The following is a 15,586-nucleotide window of genomic DNA, read 5'->3' as shown; positions in this document are numbered from 1 at the left end:
TTCTTACGGGGGCTCAGCATGACCGCACGCGACGACATCGTCGACCTTGGCAAGCGCATCGGCCAGTCGATCATCGGCCAGGACGCCATGGTCGAGCGCCTGTTGCTGGGGCTGCTGAGCGACGGCCATCTGCTGGTCGAGGGCTTGCCCGGTCTTGCCAAGACCCGCGCCATCAAGAGCCTGGCGAAGAACCTCGATGCCAAGCTGTCGCGCGTCCAGTTCACGCCTGACCTCCTGCCGTCCGACATCACCGGTTCGGAGGTCTATTTCACTGAGGGTGGCAAGGGAGAGTTCAAGTTTCAGGAGGGACCGGTGTTTGCCAACCTGATCCTCGCTGACGAGATCAACCGCGCGCCCGCCAAGGTGCAGTCCGCCCTTTTGGAGGCGATGGAGGAGCGGCAGGTCACTGTCGGCGGCGAAAGCCACCCATTGCCCGAATTGTTCCTGGTCATGGCGACGCAGAACCCGATCGAGCAGGAGGGCACCTATCCGCTGCCCGAGGCCCAGCTCGACCGTTTCCTCATGCATGTCCAGGTCAACTATCCCGCCCGCGAGGCCGAAGCCCAGATCATGCGGCTGGTGCGCAGCGAAGAAGATGGCAACGCCAAGCCCGCCGGCAAGCAGGCCGCCAAGCTCGACCCGAAATCGGTCTTTGAAGCGCGCAAGCAGATAGGTGGCATCACCGTTTCCGAAGCGGTGGAGAACTACATCGTCGCCCTTGTCTACGCGACACGCGAGCCGGCCAAGCTCGACAAGGATCTGGCGAGCTGGATCCAGGTCGGCGTCAGTCCGCGCGGTTCGATCGGGCTCGACAAGGTGTCCCGCTCCAATGCCTGGCTCAAGGGCCGCGACTATGTCAGTCCCGACGATGTGAAGGCGGTTGTGCATGACGTTTTCCGTCACCGCCTGATATTGTCCTACGAGGCGCATGCCGCCGGCGTCACCGCCGACCAGGTGGTCGACCGTGTCGTCGAACTTGTGGCGGTCGCCTGACGGAGGCATCCATGGGCTTCTCCCTGTCAGCGCTGGGACGGTCGAAAGGGCTGACGAGGCCGCGCACCGCGGCGCCGGGCCCGACCACGGGCGTCTATACGACTGTCGAGCAGCTGGTAGCGCTTGAAGCCGCCGCGCGGGATTTCAGCTTTCTCCGCAAGCAGCCCGTCAATCGCCTGCTCGCCGGCCGCCACGCGTCCAATATGCGCGGGCGCGGGCTTTCCTTCGAGGAACTGCGCGACTATCTGCCCGGCGACGACATCAGGACCATCGACTGGCGGGTGACCGCGCGCACCGGCAAGCCCTTCGTTCGCGTCTATGACGAGGAGAAGGATCGGCCCGCGCTGATCGTCGTCGACCAGCGCATGAACATGTTTTTCGGCAGCCGCCTGATGATGAAGTCGGTGACGGCGGCAGAGACCGCGGCGCTCTGCGCCTGGCGGGTGATGAACCTCGGCGACCGTGTCGGCGGTTTTGTGTTCAACGACACCCGCATCGACGAACTTAGGCCGCATCGCAGCCGTGCCGCCGTCATCGAATTGGCCGGCGCGATCGCCAGGCAAAATGGCGAGCTGAGCGCCGACCTGTCCGACCATCGCGGATCGGGCCAGCTCGACCTCGCGCTCGAGGCTGTCGCCAATGTGGCGCGCCACGATCACCTGGTCATCGTCATCAGCGATTTCGAAGGCCACGGCCAGCGCACCCGCGACCTGCTTTTGCGGCTGACGATCAGCAATGATGTGCTCGCCGTGCTGGTCTACGATCCGTTCCTACTCGACCTGCCCGAGAGCGGCCACATCGTCGTCAGCGGCGGCAGCATGCAGGCGGAGCTGCCGCTCGGACACGGCAAGGTCAGAAGCGGTGTCGCCGACTTCGCCAGAAAGCGTGGCGAGGAACTGATGGCCTGGCAACAGGAGCTTGGCCTGCCGATGCTTCTGGTCTCGGCCGCCGAGGCGACCGCACCGCAATTGCGCCGGACGCTCGGCCAGCTTGCCTGGCGGCAAAGAAGGCGCTGACCATGGAGCCAGATCCGCTCAAAGGGGATCCGATCACCCGCCTGGCGCTGCAGAAACTGGCCGACATCGCCGTTCCGCAACCTGTTTCGTGGATGCCTCAGACCTGGGGCTGGGCGCTGCTGGCACTGGTCGCAGCGCTGCTGCTCGCCCTTGCCGTGTGGCGCTGGCACAGGCGCCGCGTCGCCAACCGCTATCGCCGCGACGCGCTTGCCGAATTGACCCGGATCGAGCAGAGGCTGGGGGATGCGGCGGCGCGTGCGCAAGCGCTTGAAGCCATGCCGGAATTGCTCAAGCGCGTCGCTCTCGCCGCCTGGCCTCGCGATGCCGTGGCTTCGCTCAGCGGCGGGGACTGGCTCGCTTTCCTGCGCAAGCACGGCGGCGAAAAGTCCTTCCCGGAGCCGGCGGCACAGCTGCTCGACGATCTCGAATACCGTTCAAGGCAAAGCCGCGCCAGCGTCAGCGAAGACGACGCGCGCATGTTCGCGGCCTCCGCGCGCCGATGGATCGAGGGCCATATTGTATCAGCTTGAGTATCCATGGCTGCTCGCCGTACTGCCGCTGCCATTGCTCATCTGGTGGCTGGTACCGGCCTATCGCGAGGAAACGGCGGCCATCCGCATCCCGTTCTTCGGCGAGGTGGCGGATGCCGCGGGCGTGGTGCCGACCCAAGGCTCGGTCGTGCCACGCACCAACTGGGTGCAAAGGCTGCTCGCCCCGATCTGCTGGTTCCTCATCGTCCTGGCCTTGGCCCGTCCGCAATTTATCGAGCCGCCGATCACCAAGACCGAACCGCAGCGTGACCTGATGCTGGCGCTCGATCTGTCGCAATCGATGGACACGCGCGATTTTCGCGATCCGTCCGGCCAGCTCGAAGCCCGTGTCGAAGCCGTGAAGCAGGTCGTCAGCGACTTCGTCAAGCGCCGGCAAGGCGACCGTGTCGGGCTGATTGCCTTTGGCGACGCGCCCTATCCGCTTGTGCCATTCACGCTCGACCACCTTACCGTCCAGACCATGATCGAGGATGCTCTGCCTGGCATGGCGGGGCCACGCACGGCGCTGGGCGATGCCATCGGCCTTGCCATCAAGATGTTCGCCGACAGCAAGGCGCCGGAAAAGGTGCTTGTCGTTCTGACCGACGGCAACGATACGGCAAGCAAGATGCCGCCGGACCGTGCGGCCGATATCGCCAAGCAAAACAAGATCGTCATCCATACCGTCGGTATCGGCGATCCGAGCGCCACGGGCGAAGACAAGCTCGACATCGCCGCGCTGCAGAAGATCGCCGCGACGACCGGTGGCCGCTATTTCTTCGGACAGGACCAGAGCCAGCTGGCGGACATCTACGCCACACTCGACAAGATCACGCCCGCCAACCAGACGACGCTTTCCTGGCGCCCCAAGATCGAACTGTTCAGCTATCCCCTGGGAGCCGCACTGCTGCTGCTGATCGCCTATCACCTGTTCGCATGGCTTTGGGCCCTTCTCCGCCGCGCGCCGGCCATTCGGACGGGGCAGGCCTCATGATCGCGGATTTTCATTTCCTCCGGCCTTGGTGGCTTCTCGCGCTTGTTGCGGCCGCCGCATTGGTGTTTCTCGTGTCCCGGCAGACCGATGCGCGGGCGCGGCTGAGCGGTCTCATCGCGCCGCATCTGCTCGACAATCTTCTGATCGACCGGCAAAGCAGCAAGCGGTGGCGGCCGGTGCATTTTATCGGCGTCCTCATCGCGCTCGGCGCTTTCGCTACGGCAGGGCCGACCTGGCAGCGCCAGCAGCCGCCTTTCGTCGAGGACAGGGCGCCGCTGGTGCTGGTGATCGACGTCTCGCAGACGATGGATGCCATCGACATCACGCCTTCGCGGCTTGAGCGGGTCAAGCTCAAGGTCCAGGACCTGCTCAAGCTGAGGCCCGGCGCGCGCACCGCGGTTTACGCCTATGCCGGTTCCGCCCACATGGTGCTGCCGCTGACCGATGACGCCGATCTGGTCAAGACCTATGTCAATGCGCTGCAGACAAGGATCATGCCCGTCGCGGGCAAGGATACGGCCAAGGCGCTGCAAGCCGCCGAGGCCGGGCTGAAAAACGAAGAGGTGCCGGGCACGCTGCTGTTTCTCACCGATGGGGTCGAGCCGGCGGCCACGAATGCCTTCAAAAATTATGCCGGCAACAACGAGATCATGGTTCTGGGCGTCGGCACCGCCGAGGGCGGGCCGGTCAAGACAGGCGAGGGCGAGTTCCTGTCCGAAGGCGGCGGCCGTGTGATCGCGAAGCTCGATGTGGCGCAGTTGCAGGCGCTCGGGCGCGATGCCGGGGTTCGTGTCGCCACCATCACCGCCGATGACAGCGATGTCAGATGGATCGCGCAGCGCGTGCAAAGCCATTTGCAGGCCAAGCTCGCCGAAGGCCACACACGCTGGCTGGATGTCGGCTGGTGGCTCGTCATTCCCATTGCCGTGCTGGGTGCGTTCTGGTTTCGTCGCGGCTGGACCGTGCAATGGGTTTTCGCAGCACTCGTCGCAGCCACCCTTGTGGCACCCGGCCGCGCCGATGCCGCCGAGTTCGATTTCGCCGGCATGTGGCTGACGCCCGACCAGCAAGGGCGCGTGGCCTTCGACAAGGGCGACTATGCCGGCGCGGCGGCGCATTTCACCGGCCCGATGTGGCGCGGCGTCGCGCTCTATCGCGCGGGCAAGTTTTCAGATGCGATTGACGCCTTCGCGCAGGTCAGAACCGCCGAGAGTTACTACAATCAGGGCAATGCGCTGGCCTATCTCGACAAGCTCGACGAAGCAGTGGCGAGCCTCAAGGAGGCGCTGAAGCTGCGGCCCGACTGGCCCGAGGCCAAGGCCAATCTCGCGCTTCTGGAGAAGGTGATCGCCGACAAGAAGGAGATCGACGACAATCCGGAGGAAGCGCCTGGCGACAAGCCGGACCAGATCCAGTTCGACGACAAGGGCAAGAAAGGCAAGGAGGGCACGGTAGACCTGGCGCAGCAGACGGCCGAGATGTGGATGCGCAACATCCAGGTCACGCCCACCGACCTGCTGGCCCGACGGTTCGCCCTCGAAGTGGCGGGAGCGAAGCAATGAACGTCGTCGCCCGCTTCCTGGTTTTGCTGTTCCTGGCCCTGGTTTCCGTTGCGCCGCTGCATGCCGCCGAGCCTGTCGTCCGAGTCGACATTCTGACGCCGGCGCCCATCGTTTCGGGCCAGCAGGTTCAGGTCCAGGTCGACGTTCTGGTGCCGAATTTCTTCATGTCGGCGCCGCAGTTCCCGAATTTCGACATTCCGAATGCCATCGTCACCTTGCCGGATGTACGGGCGTTGAATCTCGTCGAGACAATCGGCGGCGAGAGCTATTCGGGCATTCGCCGGCTTTATTTCGTCACCCCGCAAGTGCCCGGCGACTACGTGCTGCCGCCCGCCGAGATCACGTTCGCCTATGCGGCGGTTCCGGGCCAGGCGACCAATGGATCGGTCACGCTGCCGCAGGTGAAATTCACCGTTGCCGGCGTGCCGGGCGCTGCCGCCGGAAATGTGGCGGCCGCAACCAAGCTGACTGTCACGCAAAACCTCGACCGCGAGCCCGGCGGCCTGAAAGCCGGGGATACGCTGGTTCGCACTGTTACCGTCAGCGCCCAGGGCATGCAGGCGATGATGATCCCGGTCCCGGATTTTGCCGCGCCCGATGGCGTGCGCATCTATCCGCACGACCCCGTGCTCTCCGATCAGGACGGCGGCGGCAAACGCATCGACCGCGTCACATATGCTTTCGAAAAGGCGGGCAGCTATGTGCTGCCGGCTGTCGAAATCGATTGGTACGATCCAGCATCGCAAAAGCATGAAACGGCGCAGGCACCCGAAATCGCGGTGTCGGTCGCCGAGGCCGCTGCCTTCAAGCCGGCCATCGCACCGCCGGCGGCGCCAAAGGAGGCAGCGCCCCCGGCATGGAAAACATGGCTGAACTATTGGCCATGGGCGGCTGCATTGGTTGGTGGGCTCGCGGCCTTGGCCTGGCTCCTCACGAGCGTCTTGCCGCGCCTCAGCGCTTGGCGCCATGCGCGGCGGCTGGAACATGAACAATCCGAGGCTGCCTACTTCCAGCACTTTGAGCAAGCATGCCGGTCGGGCAAGTTGCCCGTCATCTATGCGGCGCTCGACTCCTGGTCGCGACGGGCGGGTGTCGCGCCGGTTTCTGCCTGGCTACGCCAGACCGGCGACGAGGCGACTCAGCAAGAGTTCGAGCGGTTCGAAAGTGCAATCTTCGCAGCGAAGCCGGATGCCGGACCCGGTGATCCTCAAAAGCTGTCGACCGGAATAGCCCGCGCCAGAAAACAATGGTTGGCCAGCAACGCGGGCAGAATCGCTTCACCCCCGGCCTTGCCTGCGCTCAATCCCTAAGCCGTCTGCCGAGGCGTCAGCTGACTGTCTTTTCCTTCTTGTGTTCGCAGTCGCGGCCCTGGCCGCTCGGCTTGGGGCAATTTTCCCCCGTGCATTCCTGGGCTTGTGCACGAGCGGTGAACTGGAACGGCGTGGCCGGCACAGCCAGTAGACAGAAGATCGAAACTGCGAAAAGGAGCAAGCGCATGTCACTCTCCTTGATGCGTTGCAGATTGGGCTGGCCGCAACATCTTGAGCGGGCAAACCTGCCAAGGCGTTCTCTCACGGCCGCAAGCGCAGCATAACCCAACTGCCGGCATGGTAAAGCTATAGGGCTCTCATCCACTGGTTGAGAGGATGCCGGGGTGGGCGCATATCCGAAGTGGCAAGCATCGCTTTGTCGCCGCATTTGCATTTGCCGCGACGGCCTTTTTTGTTTAAGGCCAAGCTCATGTCGCACCTGCCAGAGACACTGCTCGCCGGTTACCGCAACTTCATGACCGGTCGCTATGCGGCCGAGACCGACCATTACAAGTCGCTGGCACGCGAAGGCCAGTCGCCTGAGACAATGGTCATTGCATGCTGCGATTCCCGCGCTGCGCCTGAAACCATCTTCGATTCCGGCCCGGGCGAGCTGTTCGTCGTCCGCAACGTTGCCAATCTGGTGCCGCCCTATTCGCCCGACGGCGAATACCACTCGACGTCGGCAGCGCTTGAGTTCGCGGTGCAGAGCCTCAAGGTCAAGAACATCGTGGTGATGGGCCACGGCCGTTGCGGTGGCATCCGCTCGGCGCTCGACCCCAATTCAGCACCGCTTTCGCCGGGCGACTTCATCGGCAAGTGGATGAGCCTTGTCGCACCCGCGGCCGAAGCCGTCACCGGCAACACGATGATGACCCAGGCCGAGCGGCAGACCGCGCTGGAACGCATCTCGATCCGCTACTCCATCAACAATCTGCGCACCTTCCCATGCGTCAAGATTCTCGAACAGAAGGGGCGGCTGGAGATATTCGGCGCCTGGTTCGACATCTCGGCGGGCGAATTGTGGCTGATGGACCGCAACACTGGCGACTTCGAGCGCACCGCCATCGCCTGACGCTTGGCGGCTGGCCCCATCGCAATGACTTGAATGGCCTGATGTCTCCAGCCTAGGCTTGCGGGACTGACGAAGCGTTGGGCACCGTTGCCCGTTGCGGCGTCGCGGAGAGCCAAGTCATGACCATCGCCCAGCCCCGCCATTTGCTCGACGGCCGCCATCGCCCGATGTTTATCGGCGGTGCCTGGGTTGAGGCCGCTTCCGGCCAGACGATGGAGACCCGCAATCCCGCCACTGGCGAGGTCATCGCCACCGTGCCGCGCGGCAGCAAAAAGGACGTCGAGCGCGCCGTCGCTGCCGCTCGCAACGCCTTTGACGGGCCGTGGAGCCGTTTCAAGCCGCATGAGCGGCAGAAGCTGTTGCTGAAGATCGCCGATCTGTTCGAGCGTCACTGGGAAGAGATCTGCATCTCCGACACCATCGACATGGGGCTGCCCATCGTCAGGGCGCGGGGCAACGCCAACCGGGTACTCGGCATGCTGCGTTATTACGCCGGCATGGCCACCGCCATCCACGGCCAGACCATCGAGAACTCGCTGGCCGGCGACATCGTTTCTTATACACGCAAGGAACCGGTTGGCGTCGTTGGCGCCATCATCCCGTGGAATGCGCCGACCGCCGCGTCGGTTTGGAAGATCGGCCCGGCACTCGCCACCGGCTGCACAGTGGTCCTGAAACCGTCCGAGGAAGCGCCGCTGACGCCGCTCCTGATCGCCGAACTGATGGCCGAGGCGGGCGTTCCCGACGGTGTCGTCAACATTGTCACCGGCACCGGCCCCGAGGCCGGCGCGCCACTTGCGGAACATATGGGCGTCGACAAGATTGTCTTCACCGGCTCCACCGCCACCGGCCAGAGCATCGTGCGGGCATCCGCCGGCAACCTCAAGCGCGTGTCGCTCGAACTCGGTGGCAAGTCGCCGGTCATTGTCTGCGCCGATGCTGACCTAGAACGCGCTGTGCCAGTCGCCGCCATGTCGGTCTTCGCCAATTCCGGCCAGATCTGCATCGCCGGCTCCAGGCTGTTTGTTGCGCGCTCCATCCATGATGAGTTCGTCGCGCGACTGGCGGCCTATGCCGGAACCTTGCGCATCGGCAACGGCATTGACCCGAACACCGAGATCGGCCCGCTGATCTCACAGCGCCAGCTCGACCGCGTCGAGGGCTATCTGCGTGCCGGCGCCGAGGAGGGCGCTCGCCTCGTCGCTGGCGGCAGCAGGCTCTCGGATGGTGCGTTCGCGGCCGGCAATTTCGTCGCGCCCACGGTTTTCGCCGATGTCTCCGACACCATGCGCATTGCACGTGAGGAGATTTTCGGACCGGTGATCTCGGCGCTGCCCTTCGACACGCTCGACGAGGTGGTGCGCCGCGCCAATGACACGCCCTATGGCCTTGCCGCTGGTGTCTTCACCCGCGACCTCGTCACCGCGCACCAGCTGTCGCGGCGGCTCCATGCCGGCTCTGTGTGGGTCAACACCTACCACGCCATCGACCCGGCCATTCCCTTCGGTGGCTACAAGATGAGCGGCTACGGCCGTGAGGGCGGTGCCGAGCACCTCGACGAGTATCTCAACACCAAGGGCGTGTTCATCCGCATCGACTGAGCTTAGGCGACCGCCTGCCGTTCAAGCTCGGCGCCCAGCGCGTCGAGCAATTGGCGTGTGCCACGCTCGCGGCCGCCAGCGTCGTCGAAATCATCGAGAAACGCGCCTTGCTCGGTGAAGGTAAGCCGTGTGCCGGTACCTTCAGGTGCCAATTCGAAGGTTGCCAGCGACACCGAGATGCGGGTGTCGCCGAGATGCATGTCGTAGCTGTAGACGATGCGCTCGTCGGGCACGATGTCATGATAGACCGCATCGAATCTATGCACCGGTCCGCCCTTCGGTCCGCCCGAATTCAGCTCGCGGCCACCGACACGAAAGTCGATCTTGTGCTCCATCCTGCCCCACTCCTTGGGCCTGGAAAACCAGCGCGCCTTGGCGACAGGGTCGCTCAGCGCATGAAAGACCCGCGCCGGCGACGCGTCATAGCGGCGCTCGATGGTGAATGTGGCATGCGTTACGGATCGTTTGGTCACGTCGAACTCCCTTGCTCCGGTTCGTTTGATGTCTCGGCCAGGAATTCGCCCAGCCTGTCGAGGCGCTCCTCCCACAGCATCCGGCGTTCTGAAATCCAGCTTTCGGCGCGCCTCAGGGCCGTCGGCTCGATCTGGCAGGTGCGCACGCGGCCCACCTTGGCCGTGCGGACAAGACCGCTCGCCTCCAGCACTTGCAGGTGCTGCACCACCGCCGATAGCGACATGGCGAAGGGCTCCGCCAACTGGCTGACCGAAGCCGGCCCCTGGCACAGCCGGTCGACCATGCCGCGCCGGGCCGGGTCGGCCAGCGCCTGGAACATCAGGTCGAGTTGTGCCGGATCATGCAGCATTGGGATTTCCTATCAGCCGGGGAACATCTTGAAATAAGGCTCGGCCTCCTTGTAGACGCGTGCCACCGAAGGCCGCGCCATCAGCCGGCCGAGATAAGCGGCCGCCTTGGGATAGCTGGCCGCGAGCGGCATGATCTTGTCGGCGTAAAACAGGGCAGGGGTCGCGGCACAGTCGGCCATCGTGAAGCTCTCGCCCATTGCCCAGGTCTTGGATTGCATGTCGTGCTCCACCATGCCGAGCGCGGTCTCAAGCTGCGCCCTAGCCGTCGCCACGCCGTGCGGGTCGTTACTGCCTGCGGGTCGGATCCTGTCGGTCACGATCTTCTGCATCGGTACCTGGACATAGAGGTCGAAGAAGCGGTCGCTGAACCGCGTCCGTCGCGCCTCGTCAGGGTCGACGGGAACAAGCTTCACTGGCCCAGGATAATGCTGATCGAGATATTCGATGATGATGCTCGATTCCGGCACGACGCAGCCGCGCGCATGATCCTGCAGCACCGGCATCTTGCCGATCGGCCAGAGTTTCAGGAACGCCGCTCGTGATATCGGCTCCCCCAGGTCGACGATCAGCGGCTCGAACGCGATGTCGTTCTCGTACAAGGCAATCAGAGCCTTGTGGCAGAACGAGGCCAGAGGGTGGAAATGGAACGTCAACGACATGCCGGAAACCTCATTGATCATGCTGTTTCTAAACACTGAAGCAATTACTTAAGTATCATGGCGTCGGCATATCGGCAAGTGCGGTTGGGAATGCGCACCAAATGAAAAAGCCGCGCCCGGCATCCCGGTCGCGGCTTTCGAAAGTTCTGTAGGCTGGTTTCGGCTCAGCCCATGAGCTGGAATTCGTAGAGCCTGCGATAGAGGCCATCGGCCTTGATGAGATCGGTATGGCGACCCTGCTCGACAACCTTGCCGTCCTGCATCACCACGATGTTGTCGGCTTGGTGCACGGTCGACAGACGGTGCGCGATGGCGATCGTGGTGCGCCCGGACGACAGCTTCTCCAGCGCTTCGCGGAACAGCGACTCCGACTCGGCGTCGAGCGCGCTGGTCGCTTCGTCGAGCAACAGAACGTTGGCGTCGCGCAGGATGGCGCGTGCGATCGACAGGCGCTGCTTCTGGCCGCCCGAAAGCAGGGCGCCGTTCTCGCCGACCTGGGTGTCGTAGCCGTTCATCAGCGACATGATGAAATCGTGCGCATTGGCGGCCTTGGAGGCTGCGATCACCTCTTCGTCGCTCGCGCCTTCTCGGCCGAGCCGGATATTGTGCATGATCGTGCCGGAGAACAGGAACGTGTCCTGGCTGACATAAGCGATGCGGTCACGCACCGAGTGCAGCGTCGCGTGTGCGATGTCTTGTCCATCGAACAACACCTCGCCGCTGTCGGGATCGTACATGCGCATGATCAGGTTCATGACCGTCGACTTGCCACTGCCGGATGGGCCGACAAGTGCCGTCATCTTGCCGGGCGGGAAGATGAGGTCGAGATCGCGCAGCACCGGCTCGCCGTCGGCATAAGAGAAGCTGACGTCCTTGAGCTCGATCATGCCGGTACCGGGCACCAGTGCTGTTGCTCCAGGTTTCTCGGCAAGCGTCAGCGGACGGTCAGAAAGCTCGAACATCATGCGCACACCGATCAGGCCGGCCTCCAGCGACACGCGGAAGCGCGCCAGGCGCTTGGCAGGCTCGTAGGCCAGCAGCAGGGCCGTGATGAACGACATGATGCTGCCCGGCGTCTGTCCACCCTGGACGACCAGATAGCCGCTGACCAGAACCACGCCGGCGATGGCCAGGCCCGCCAGTGTTTCCATGATCGGGCTGGTGCCTGCTTCGAGCGCCGCTATGGAGTTGGCGCGCTTTTCGACGTCGGAAACCGCGCGGTGCATGCGGGTGCGCATGATCGGCTCGAGATTGAAGGACTTGACGATCCTGACGCCGACAGTCGTCTCCTGCATGACCTGTACGATCTGGGCGAGCGAGAGGAACTCCGCCTCCATGATCTTGCGCACCCGGCGCAGGATCAGATTGACGCCGAAAATGGCGATCGGTCCGACGATGAAGGCGACCAGCGACATGACCGGCTGCTGGTAGACCATCACGAAGATCAGGCCGATCAGCGAAAACAGGTCGCGCACAAACGAGGTGACGATGACGTCGAGCACATTTCGCGCCGCCTGGGCGTTGTGGGTGACGCGGGTGATCAGGTCCGACGACGGGACCGAATGATAGAAAGAGATGCCTTGCGCCAGGATGCGATCGTAGATTTTTCGCTGGCGGTCGGCGATGATGCTGTTGCCGACACGGCTCAGGAAAAATGCCTGCAGAAAGGTGGCGAGGCCTTTGATGATGAAGATACCCGCCACCAACCCCGCGATCTGGTAGACGCGGTTGAGATCCTTGCCGATCACGAACTCATTGGTGATGTCCTGCATGATCCAGGCGCTGGCTGCGGTCATGCCGGCCACCACCATCATCGAAGCGATTGCAACGGCATAGCCGAACGCATGCTGGCGGAATGACTCCCGTATCAGCCGCCAGATCAGGAGATGGTTCTGTGTCGGACGAAAAAAACCAAACAAATCAATGAGTCCCTTGGGTCGCACCCCTGCGCGGGTCTATATAAAGCAACGATTGGCGAAGGGAAACTGCCAAATTTAGGGACCAACCGTCGCGGGCAGCAAGGACATGGTGGACAGCGGGCGGCCACCGATTGCCGCTATCGGCGATTTCGCATACCGTTGACCAAACGATAAAAAAGACGCCTTCGCCAAAGAAGACCAAAACCAGCCAGAGGTGGAAAGAATGCCAAGAAATTCAACTGATTTCGGCTTGTCCAGGCGTACCCTGATCAAGGCAGCGGGTGCGTCCGCGGTGGTCGCGGTGGCTGGAATGCCCGTCCGCCTGTTTGCGGCCGATCCGATCAAGGTCGCCGCCGTCTACACCGTGCCTGTCGAGCAGCAGTGGGTCAGCCGTATCCACAAGGCGGCGAACGCTGCCAAGGAACGCGGCGACATCGAATATGTCTATTCGGAAAACACCGCCAACAACGATTATGAGCGCGTCATGCGCGAATATGCCGAGGCCGGCCACAAGCTGATCCTGGGCGAGGTGTTCGGCGTCGAGGATGCCGCCCGCGCCGTCGCCAAGGATTATCCCGACGTTGCTTTCCTGATGGGTTCCAGCTTCAAGCCGGATGCCGCGGTGCCGAATTTCTCGGTGTTCGACAACTATATCCAGGACGCCTCCTATCTCTCCGGCATTGTCGCCGGCGCTATGACCAAGTCGAAGAACATCGGCATGGTCGGTGGCTATCCGATCCCCGAGGTCAACCGGCTGATGAACGCCTTCATGGCCGGCGTGAAGGAAAGTGCGCCCGACACCAAGTTCCAGGTCGCATTCATCGGCTCGTGGTTCGACCCGCCCAAGGCCAAGGAGACCGCCTTCGCCCAGATCGATGGTGGTGCCGACCTGCTCTACGCCGAGCGTTTTGGTGTCTCCGACGCCGCCAAGGAAAAGAAGGTCCTGGCCATCGGCAACGTCATCGACACCCAGGTCGACTATCCTGAAACTGTGGTTGCCTCCGCGCTCTGGCACTTCGAACCGACGCTCGACAAGGCGATTGCCGAGGTCAAGGCCGGCACCTTCAAGGCCGAGGACTATGGCGTCTATTCGTTCATGAAGAACGGCGGTTCGTCGCTTGCCCCGCTCGGCACCTTCGAGAGCAAGGTGCCTGATGATGTGAAGGCCAAGGTTGCGGCGAAGGAAAAGGCGATCAAGGACGGCTCGTTCACCGTCGAGATCAACGACGCCGAGCCGAAATCGAGCTGATGACAGCTCTCTTCTCCCCGTTCACGGGGAGAAGATGCCGGCAGGCAGATGAGGGGCAGCATTGGCCTCTCGGAAGTTGGAGCCGCCCCTCATCCGGCCCTTCGGGCCACCTTCTCCCCGTGAACGGGGAGAAGGGATCTCCATCGCTGCGGCCATCCCATGTCCATCGCCCCTGAACTTCCCGTCCTGCGCCTCACCGGCATCACCAAGCGTTTCGGCCCGCTCACGGCCAACGACGCCATTTCCTTCGCGCTCAAGCGCGGCGAGGTCATTGCCCTGCTTGGCGAAAATGGTGCCGGCAAGACGACGCTGATGAACATCCTGTTTGGCCACTATGTCGCCGACGAGGGCAGTGTCGAGGCATTCGGCAAGCCCTTGCCGCCGGGCGATCCGCGCGCGGCACTCGACGCCGGCATCGGCATGGTCCACCAGCATTTCACCCTCGCCGACAATATGACCGTGCTGGAAAACATCGCGCTCGGCACGCAAAGCCTGTGGCTGCCGCGTCTCGACCGGGCGGCGGCGCGCCTGCGCATTGAGCAGCTTTCGACCGACTTTGGCTTGGCGGTCGATCCGGCCGCAACCGTGTCCAGCCTTTCGGTCGGCGAACGCCAGCGCGTCGAAATCCTCAAGGCGCTTTACCGCGACGCCCGCATCCTGATCCTCGATGAGCCCACGGCGGTGCTGACGCCGGCCGAGACAGACGCGCTGTTTCGCACGCTCAAGCTGCTCGTCGCCAAGGGCCTGTCGATCATCTTCATCTCCCACAAGCTGCATGAGGTCATGGCCGTCAGCGACCGCGTGCTTGTGCTGCGGTCAGGTCGCCTTGCCGGCGAGCGCGCCACCGCCGCAACCGACCGCAAGGAACTCGCTGCGCTGATGGTTGGACAGGAGGTCAAGCCGGCCGAGGTCACGGCGGTCAAACCCGGCGCGGCCCTTCTCATGCTCGACAGTGTTTCGACCGCGCGCCGTAACGGTGCTGCACTCGACCGTGTCTCGCTCACTTTGCGCGCCGGTGAAATCACCGGCCTTGCCGGTGTTTCCGGCAACGGCCAGGCAGCACTTGCCGCTTTGCTCGCCGGCACGGAACGCCCAACCGGTGGAAAAGTAGTGATCGGCGGCACGCAAATTGGCGACTGGTCACCGAAGGCAGCTCTTGATCACGGCATTGCCCGCATCCCCGAGGACCGTCATGCCGTCGGCACCATCGGCGACATGAGCGTGACAGAGAATGTCATTGCCGAGCGCTACGCCAGCCCGCGCTTCAGCCGCATGGGTTTTCTCGACTGGAAGGCAGCGCGTGATTTCGCCGAACAGATCATCGCCGACTACGACGTCAAATGCCCGTCGCCCGAGGCGCGCATCCGCCTGCTTTCGGGCGGCAACATGCAAAAGCTCATCCTTGGCCGCGCGCTTGACCCCGAGCCGTCCGTCATCCTCGCCAGCCAGCCGACGCGCGGCCTCGATGTCGGCGCCGTCGCTTATGTCCACCGCATGCTGCTCGCCGCGCGGCAAAGGGGAGCCGCGATCCTGCTGATTTCCGAAGACCTCGAAGAGATTTTGGCCCTGTCCGACCGCATCGTCGTGATGTCCAAGGGCCGGCTGTCGCGCCCGTCTGCGCGCGGCGAGCGCAGCATTCGCGAACTGGGAGAACTGATGGCCGGGCATGGTGAAGAGGGGGCGGCGGCGTGAACGACGAATGCACCTTTGCTCGGGCCGCGCTCTACGTTGCCCCCCTCTGTCCTGCCGGACATCTCCCCCACAAGGGGGGAGATCAGCCTCCATGGCCCCTCTCGCCAATCGCCGACGTTGCAGGACAAACAGCGAGGGAGACGCTGCCAATCTCCCCCCTTG

15 protein-coding genes are annotated in these 15,586 nt (G+C 63.6%); 10 read left to right on the top strand and 5 right to left on the bottom strand.

Translation table 11 applies throughout. The annotated features are described in order from the left end of the window. Nucleotides 1-18 precede the first annotated feature (18 nt). Genes AC1RTB_RS05290 through AC1RTB_RS05265 form a run of 6 tightly spaced genes read left to right on the top strand, consistent with a single transcriptional unit; the run spans nt 19 to nt 6,405 of the window. Nucleotides 19-993 (top strand): AAA family ATPase, encoded by a 975-nt coding sequence (locus AC1RTB_RS05290; protein ID WP_492875405.1) that lies wholly within the window; start codon nt 19-21, stop codon nt 991-993. An 11-nt stretch (nt 994-1,004) separates the two neighbouring features. Next, nucleotides 1,005-2,009 (top strand): DUF58 domain-containing protein, encoded by a 1,005-nt coding sequence (locus tag AC1RTB_RS05285; RefSeq protein ID WP_492875403.1) that lies wholly within the window; start codon nt 1,005-1,007, stop codon nt 2,007-2,009. A gap of 2 nt (nt 2,010-2,011) precedes the next feature. Beyond that, the gene (locus tag AC1RTB_RS05280) at nt 2,012-2,539 is read left to right on the top strand and encodes a DUF4381 domain-containing protein (RefSeq protein WP_492875402.1); all 528 of its coding nucleotides are present in this window, start codon (nt 2,012-2,014) and stop codon (nt 2,537-2,539) included. Further along, complete coding sequence (locus AC1RTB_RS05275) at nt 2,526-3,533, top strand: vWA domain-containing protein (RefSeq protein ID WP_492875400.1); 1,008 nt, start codon at nt 2,526-2,528, stop codon at nt 3,531-3,533. Before AC1RTB_RS05280 ends, AC1RTB_RS05275 begins: the two co-directional genes overlap by 14 nt. Then, the gene (locus AC1RTB_RS05270; RefSeq protein WP_492875398.1) at nt 3,530-5,095 is read left to right on the top strand and encodes a vWA domain-containing protein; all 1,566 of its coding nucleotides are present in this window, start codon (nt 3,530-3,532) and stop codon (nt 5,093-5,095) included. Before AC1RTB_RS05275 ends, AC1RTB_RS05270 begins: the two co-directional genes overlap by 4 nt. Continuing rightward, entirely contained in the window at nt 5,092-6,405 is a 1,314-nt protein-coding gene (locus AC1RTB_RS05265; protein WP_492875396.1) for a BatD family protein, read from the top strand. Before AC1RTB_RS05270 ends, AC1RTB_RS05265 begins: the two co-directional genes overlap by 4 nt. Nucleotides 6,406-6,421: 16 nt before the next feature. Here the strand turns inward: AC1RTB_RS05265 and AC1RTB_RS05260 are convergent, their stop codons facing one another. Further along, entirely contained in the window at nt 6,422-6,592 is a 171-nt protein-coding gene (locus tag AC1RTB_RS05260) for a hypothetical protein (protein WP_492875394.1), read from the bottom strand. A gap of 243 nt (nt 6,593-6,835) precedes the next feature. Here AC1RTB_RS05260 and AC1RTB_RS05255 point away from each other — a divergent pair, with 243 nt between their 5' ends. Beyond that, nucleotides 6,836-7,480: a carbonic anhydrase gene (locus AC1RTB_RS05255; RefSeq protein WP_492875392.1), complete on the top strand. Its 645-nt coding sequence runs from the start codon at nt 6,836-6,838 to the stop codon at nt 7,478-7,480. A 119-nt stretch (nt 7,481-7,599) separates the two neighbouring features. Further along, nucleotides 7,600-9,081: an aldehyde dehydrogenase family protein gene (locus tag AC1RTB_RS05250; RefSeq protein ID WP_492875391.1), complete on the top strand. Its 1,482-nt coding sequence runs from the start codon at nt 7,600-7,602 to the stop codon at nt 9,079-9,081. Nucleotides 9,082-9,083: 2 nt separating this feature from the next. Here AC1RTB_RS05250 and AC1RTB_RS05245 read toward each other — a convergent pair whose 3' ends face one another. From AC1RTB_RS05245 to AC1RTB_RS05230, 4 genes are all read right to left on the bottom strand, one after another. Then, nucleotides 9,084-9,554, bottom strand: a complete 471-nt coding sequence (locus AC1RTB_RS05245) for an SRPBCC family protein (protein ID WP_492875389.1) — start codon at nt 9,552-9,554, stop codon at nt 9,084-9,086. Then, a complete protein-coding gene (locus AC1RTB_RS05240; protein WP_492875387.1) occupies nt 9,551-9,904 on the bottom strand; it encodes an ArsR/SmtB family transcription factor in 354 nt (117 codons plus the stop codon). The genes AC1RTB_RS05245 and AC1RTB_RS05240 overlap by 4 nt, the downstream gene beginning before the upstream one ends. A gap of 12 nt (nt 9,905-9,916) precedes the next feature. Then, nucleotides 9,917-10,564 carry a glutathione S-transferase family protein gene (locus AC1RTB_RS05235; RefSeq protein ID WP_492875385.1) on the bottom strand — a complete coding sequence of 216 codons (648 nt, stop codon included), beginning with the start codon at nt 10,562-10,564 and terminating at the stop codon, nt 9,917-9,919. A 164-nt stretch (nt 10,565-10,728) separates the two neighbouring features. Further along, nucleotides 10,729-12,483, bottom strand: coding sequence for an ABC transporter ATP-binding protein (locus AC1RTB_RS05230; RefSeq protein ID WP_492875383.1), 1,755 nt, complete (start codon nt 12,481-12,483; stop codon nt 10,729-10,731). A gap of 223 nt (nt 12,484-12,706) precedes the next feature. Here AC1RTB_RS05230 and AC1RTB_RS05225 point away from each other — a divergent pair, with 223 nt between their 5' ends. Together AC1RTB_RS05225 and AC1RTB_RS05220 are read left to right on the top strand one after the other, a co-directional pair. Beyond that, entirely contained in the window at nt 12,707-13,732 is a 1,026-nt protein-coding gene (locus tag AC1RTB_RS05225) for a BMP family protein (protein ID WP_492875381.1), read from the top strand. 159 nt (nt 13,733-13,891) lie between these two features. After that, nucleotides 13,892-15,424, top strand: a complete 1,533-nt coding sequence (locus AC1RTB_RS05220) for an ABC transporter ATP-binding protein (protein WP_492875379.1) — start codon at nt 13,892-13,894, stop codon at nt 15,422-15,424. The last annotated feature ends 162 nt before the right edge of the window (nt 15,425-15,586 follow it).

This window comes from Aminobacter sp. GW821-FHT11F06 (assembly GCF_058808215.1).
Note: the sequence above shows the minus strand (reverse complement) of the source record. Positions and strands in the feature narration are given on the sequence as shown.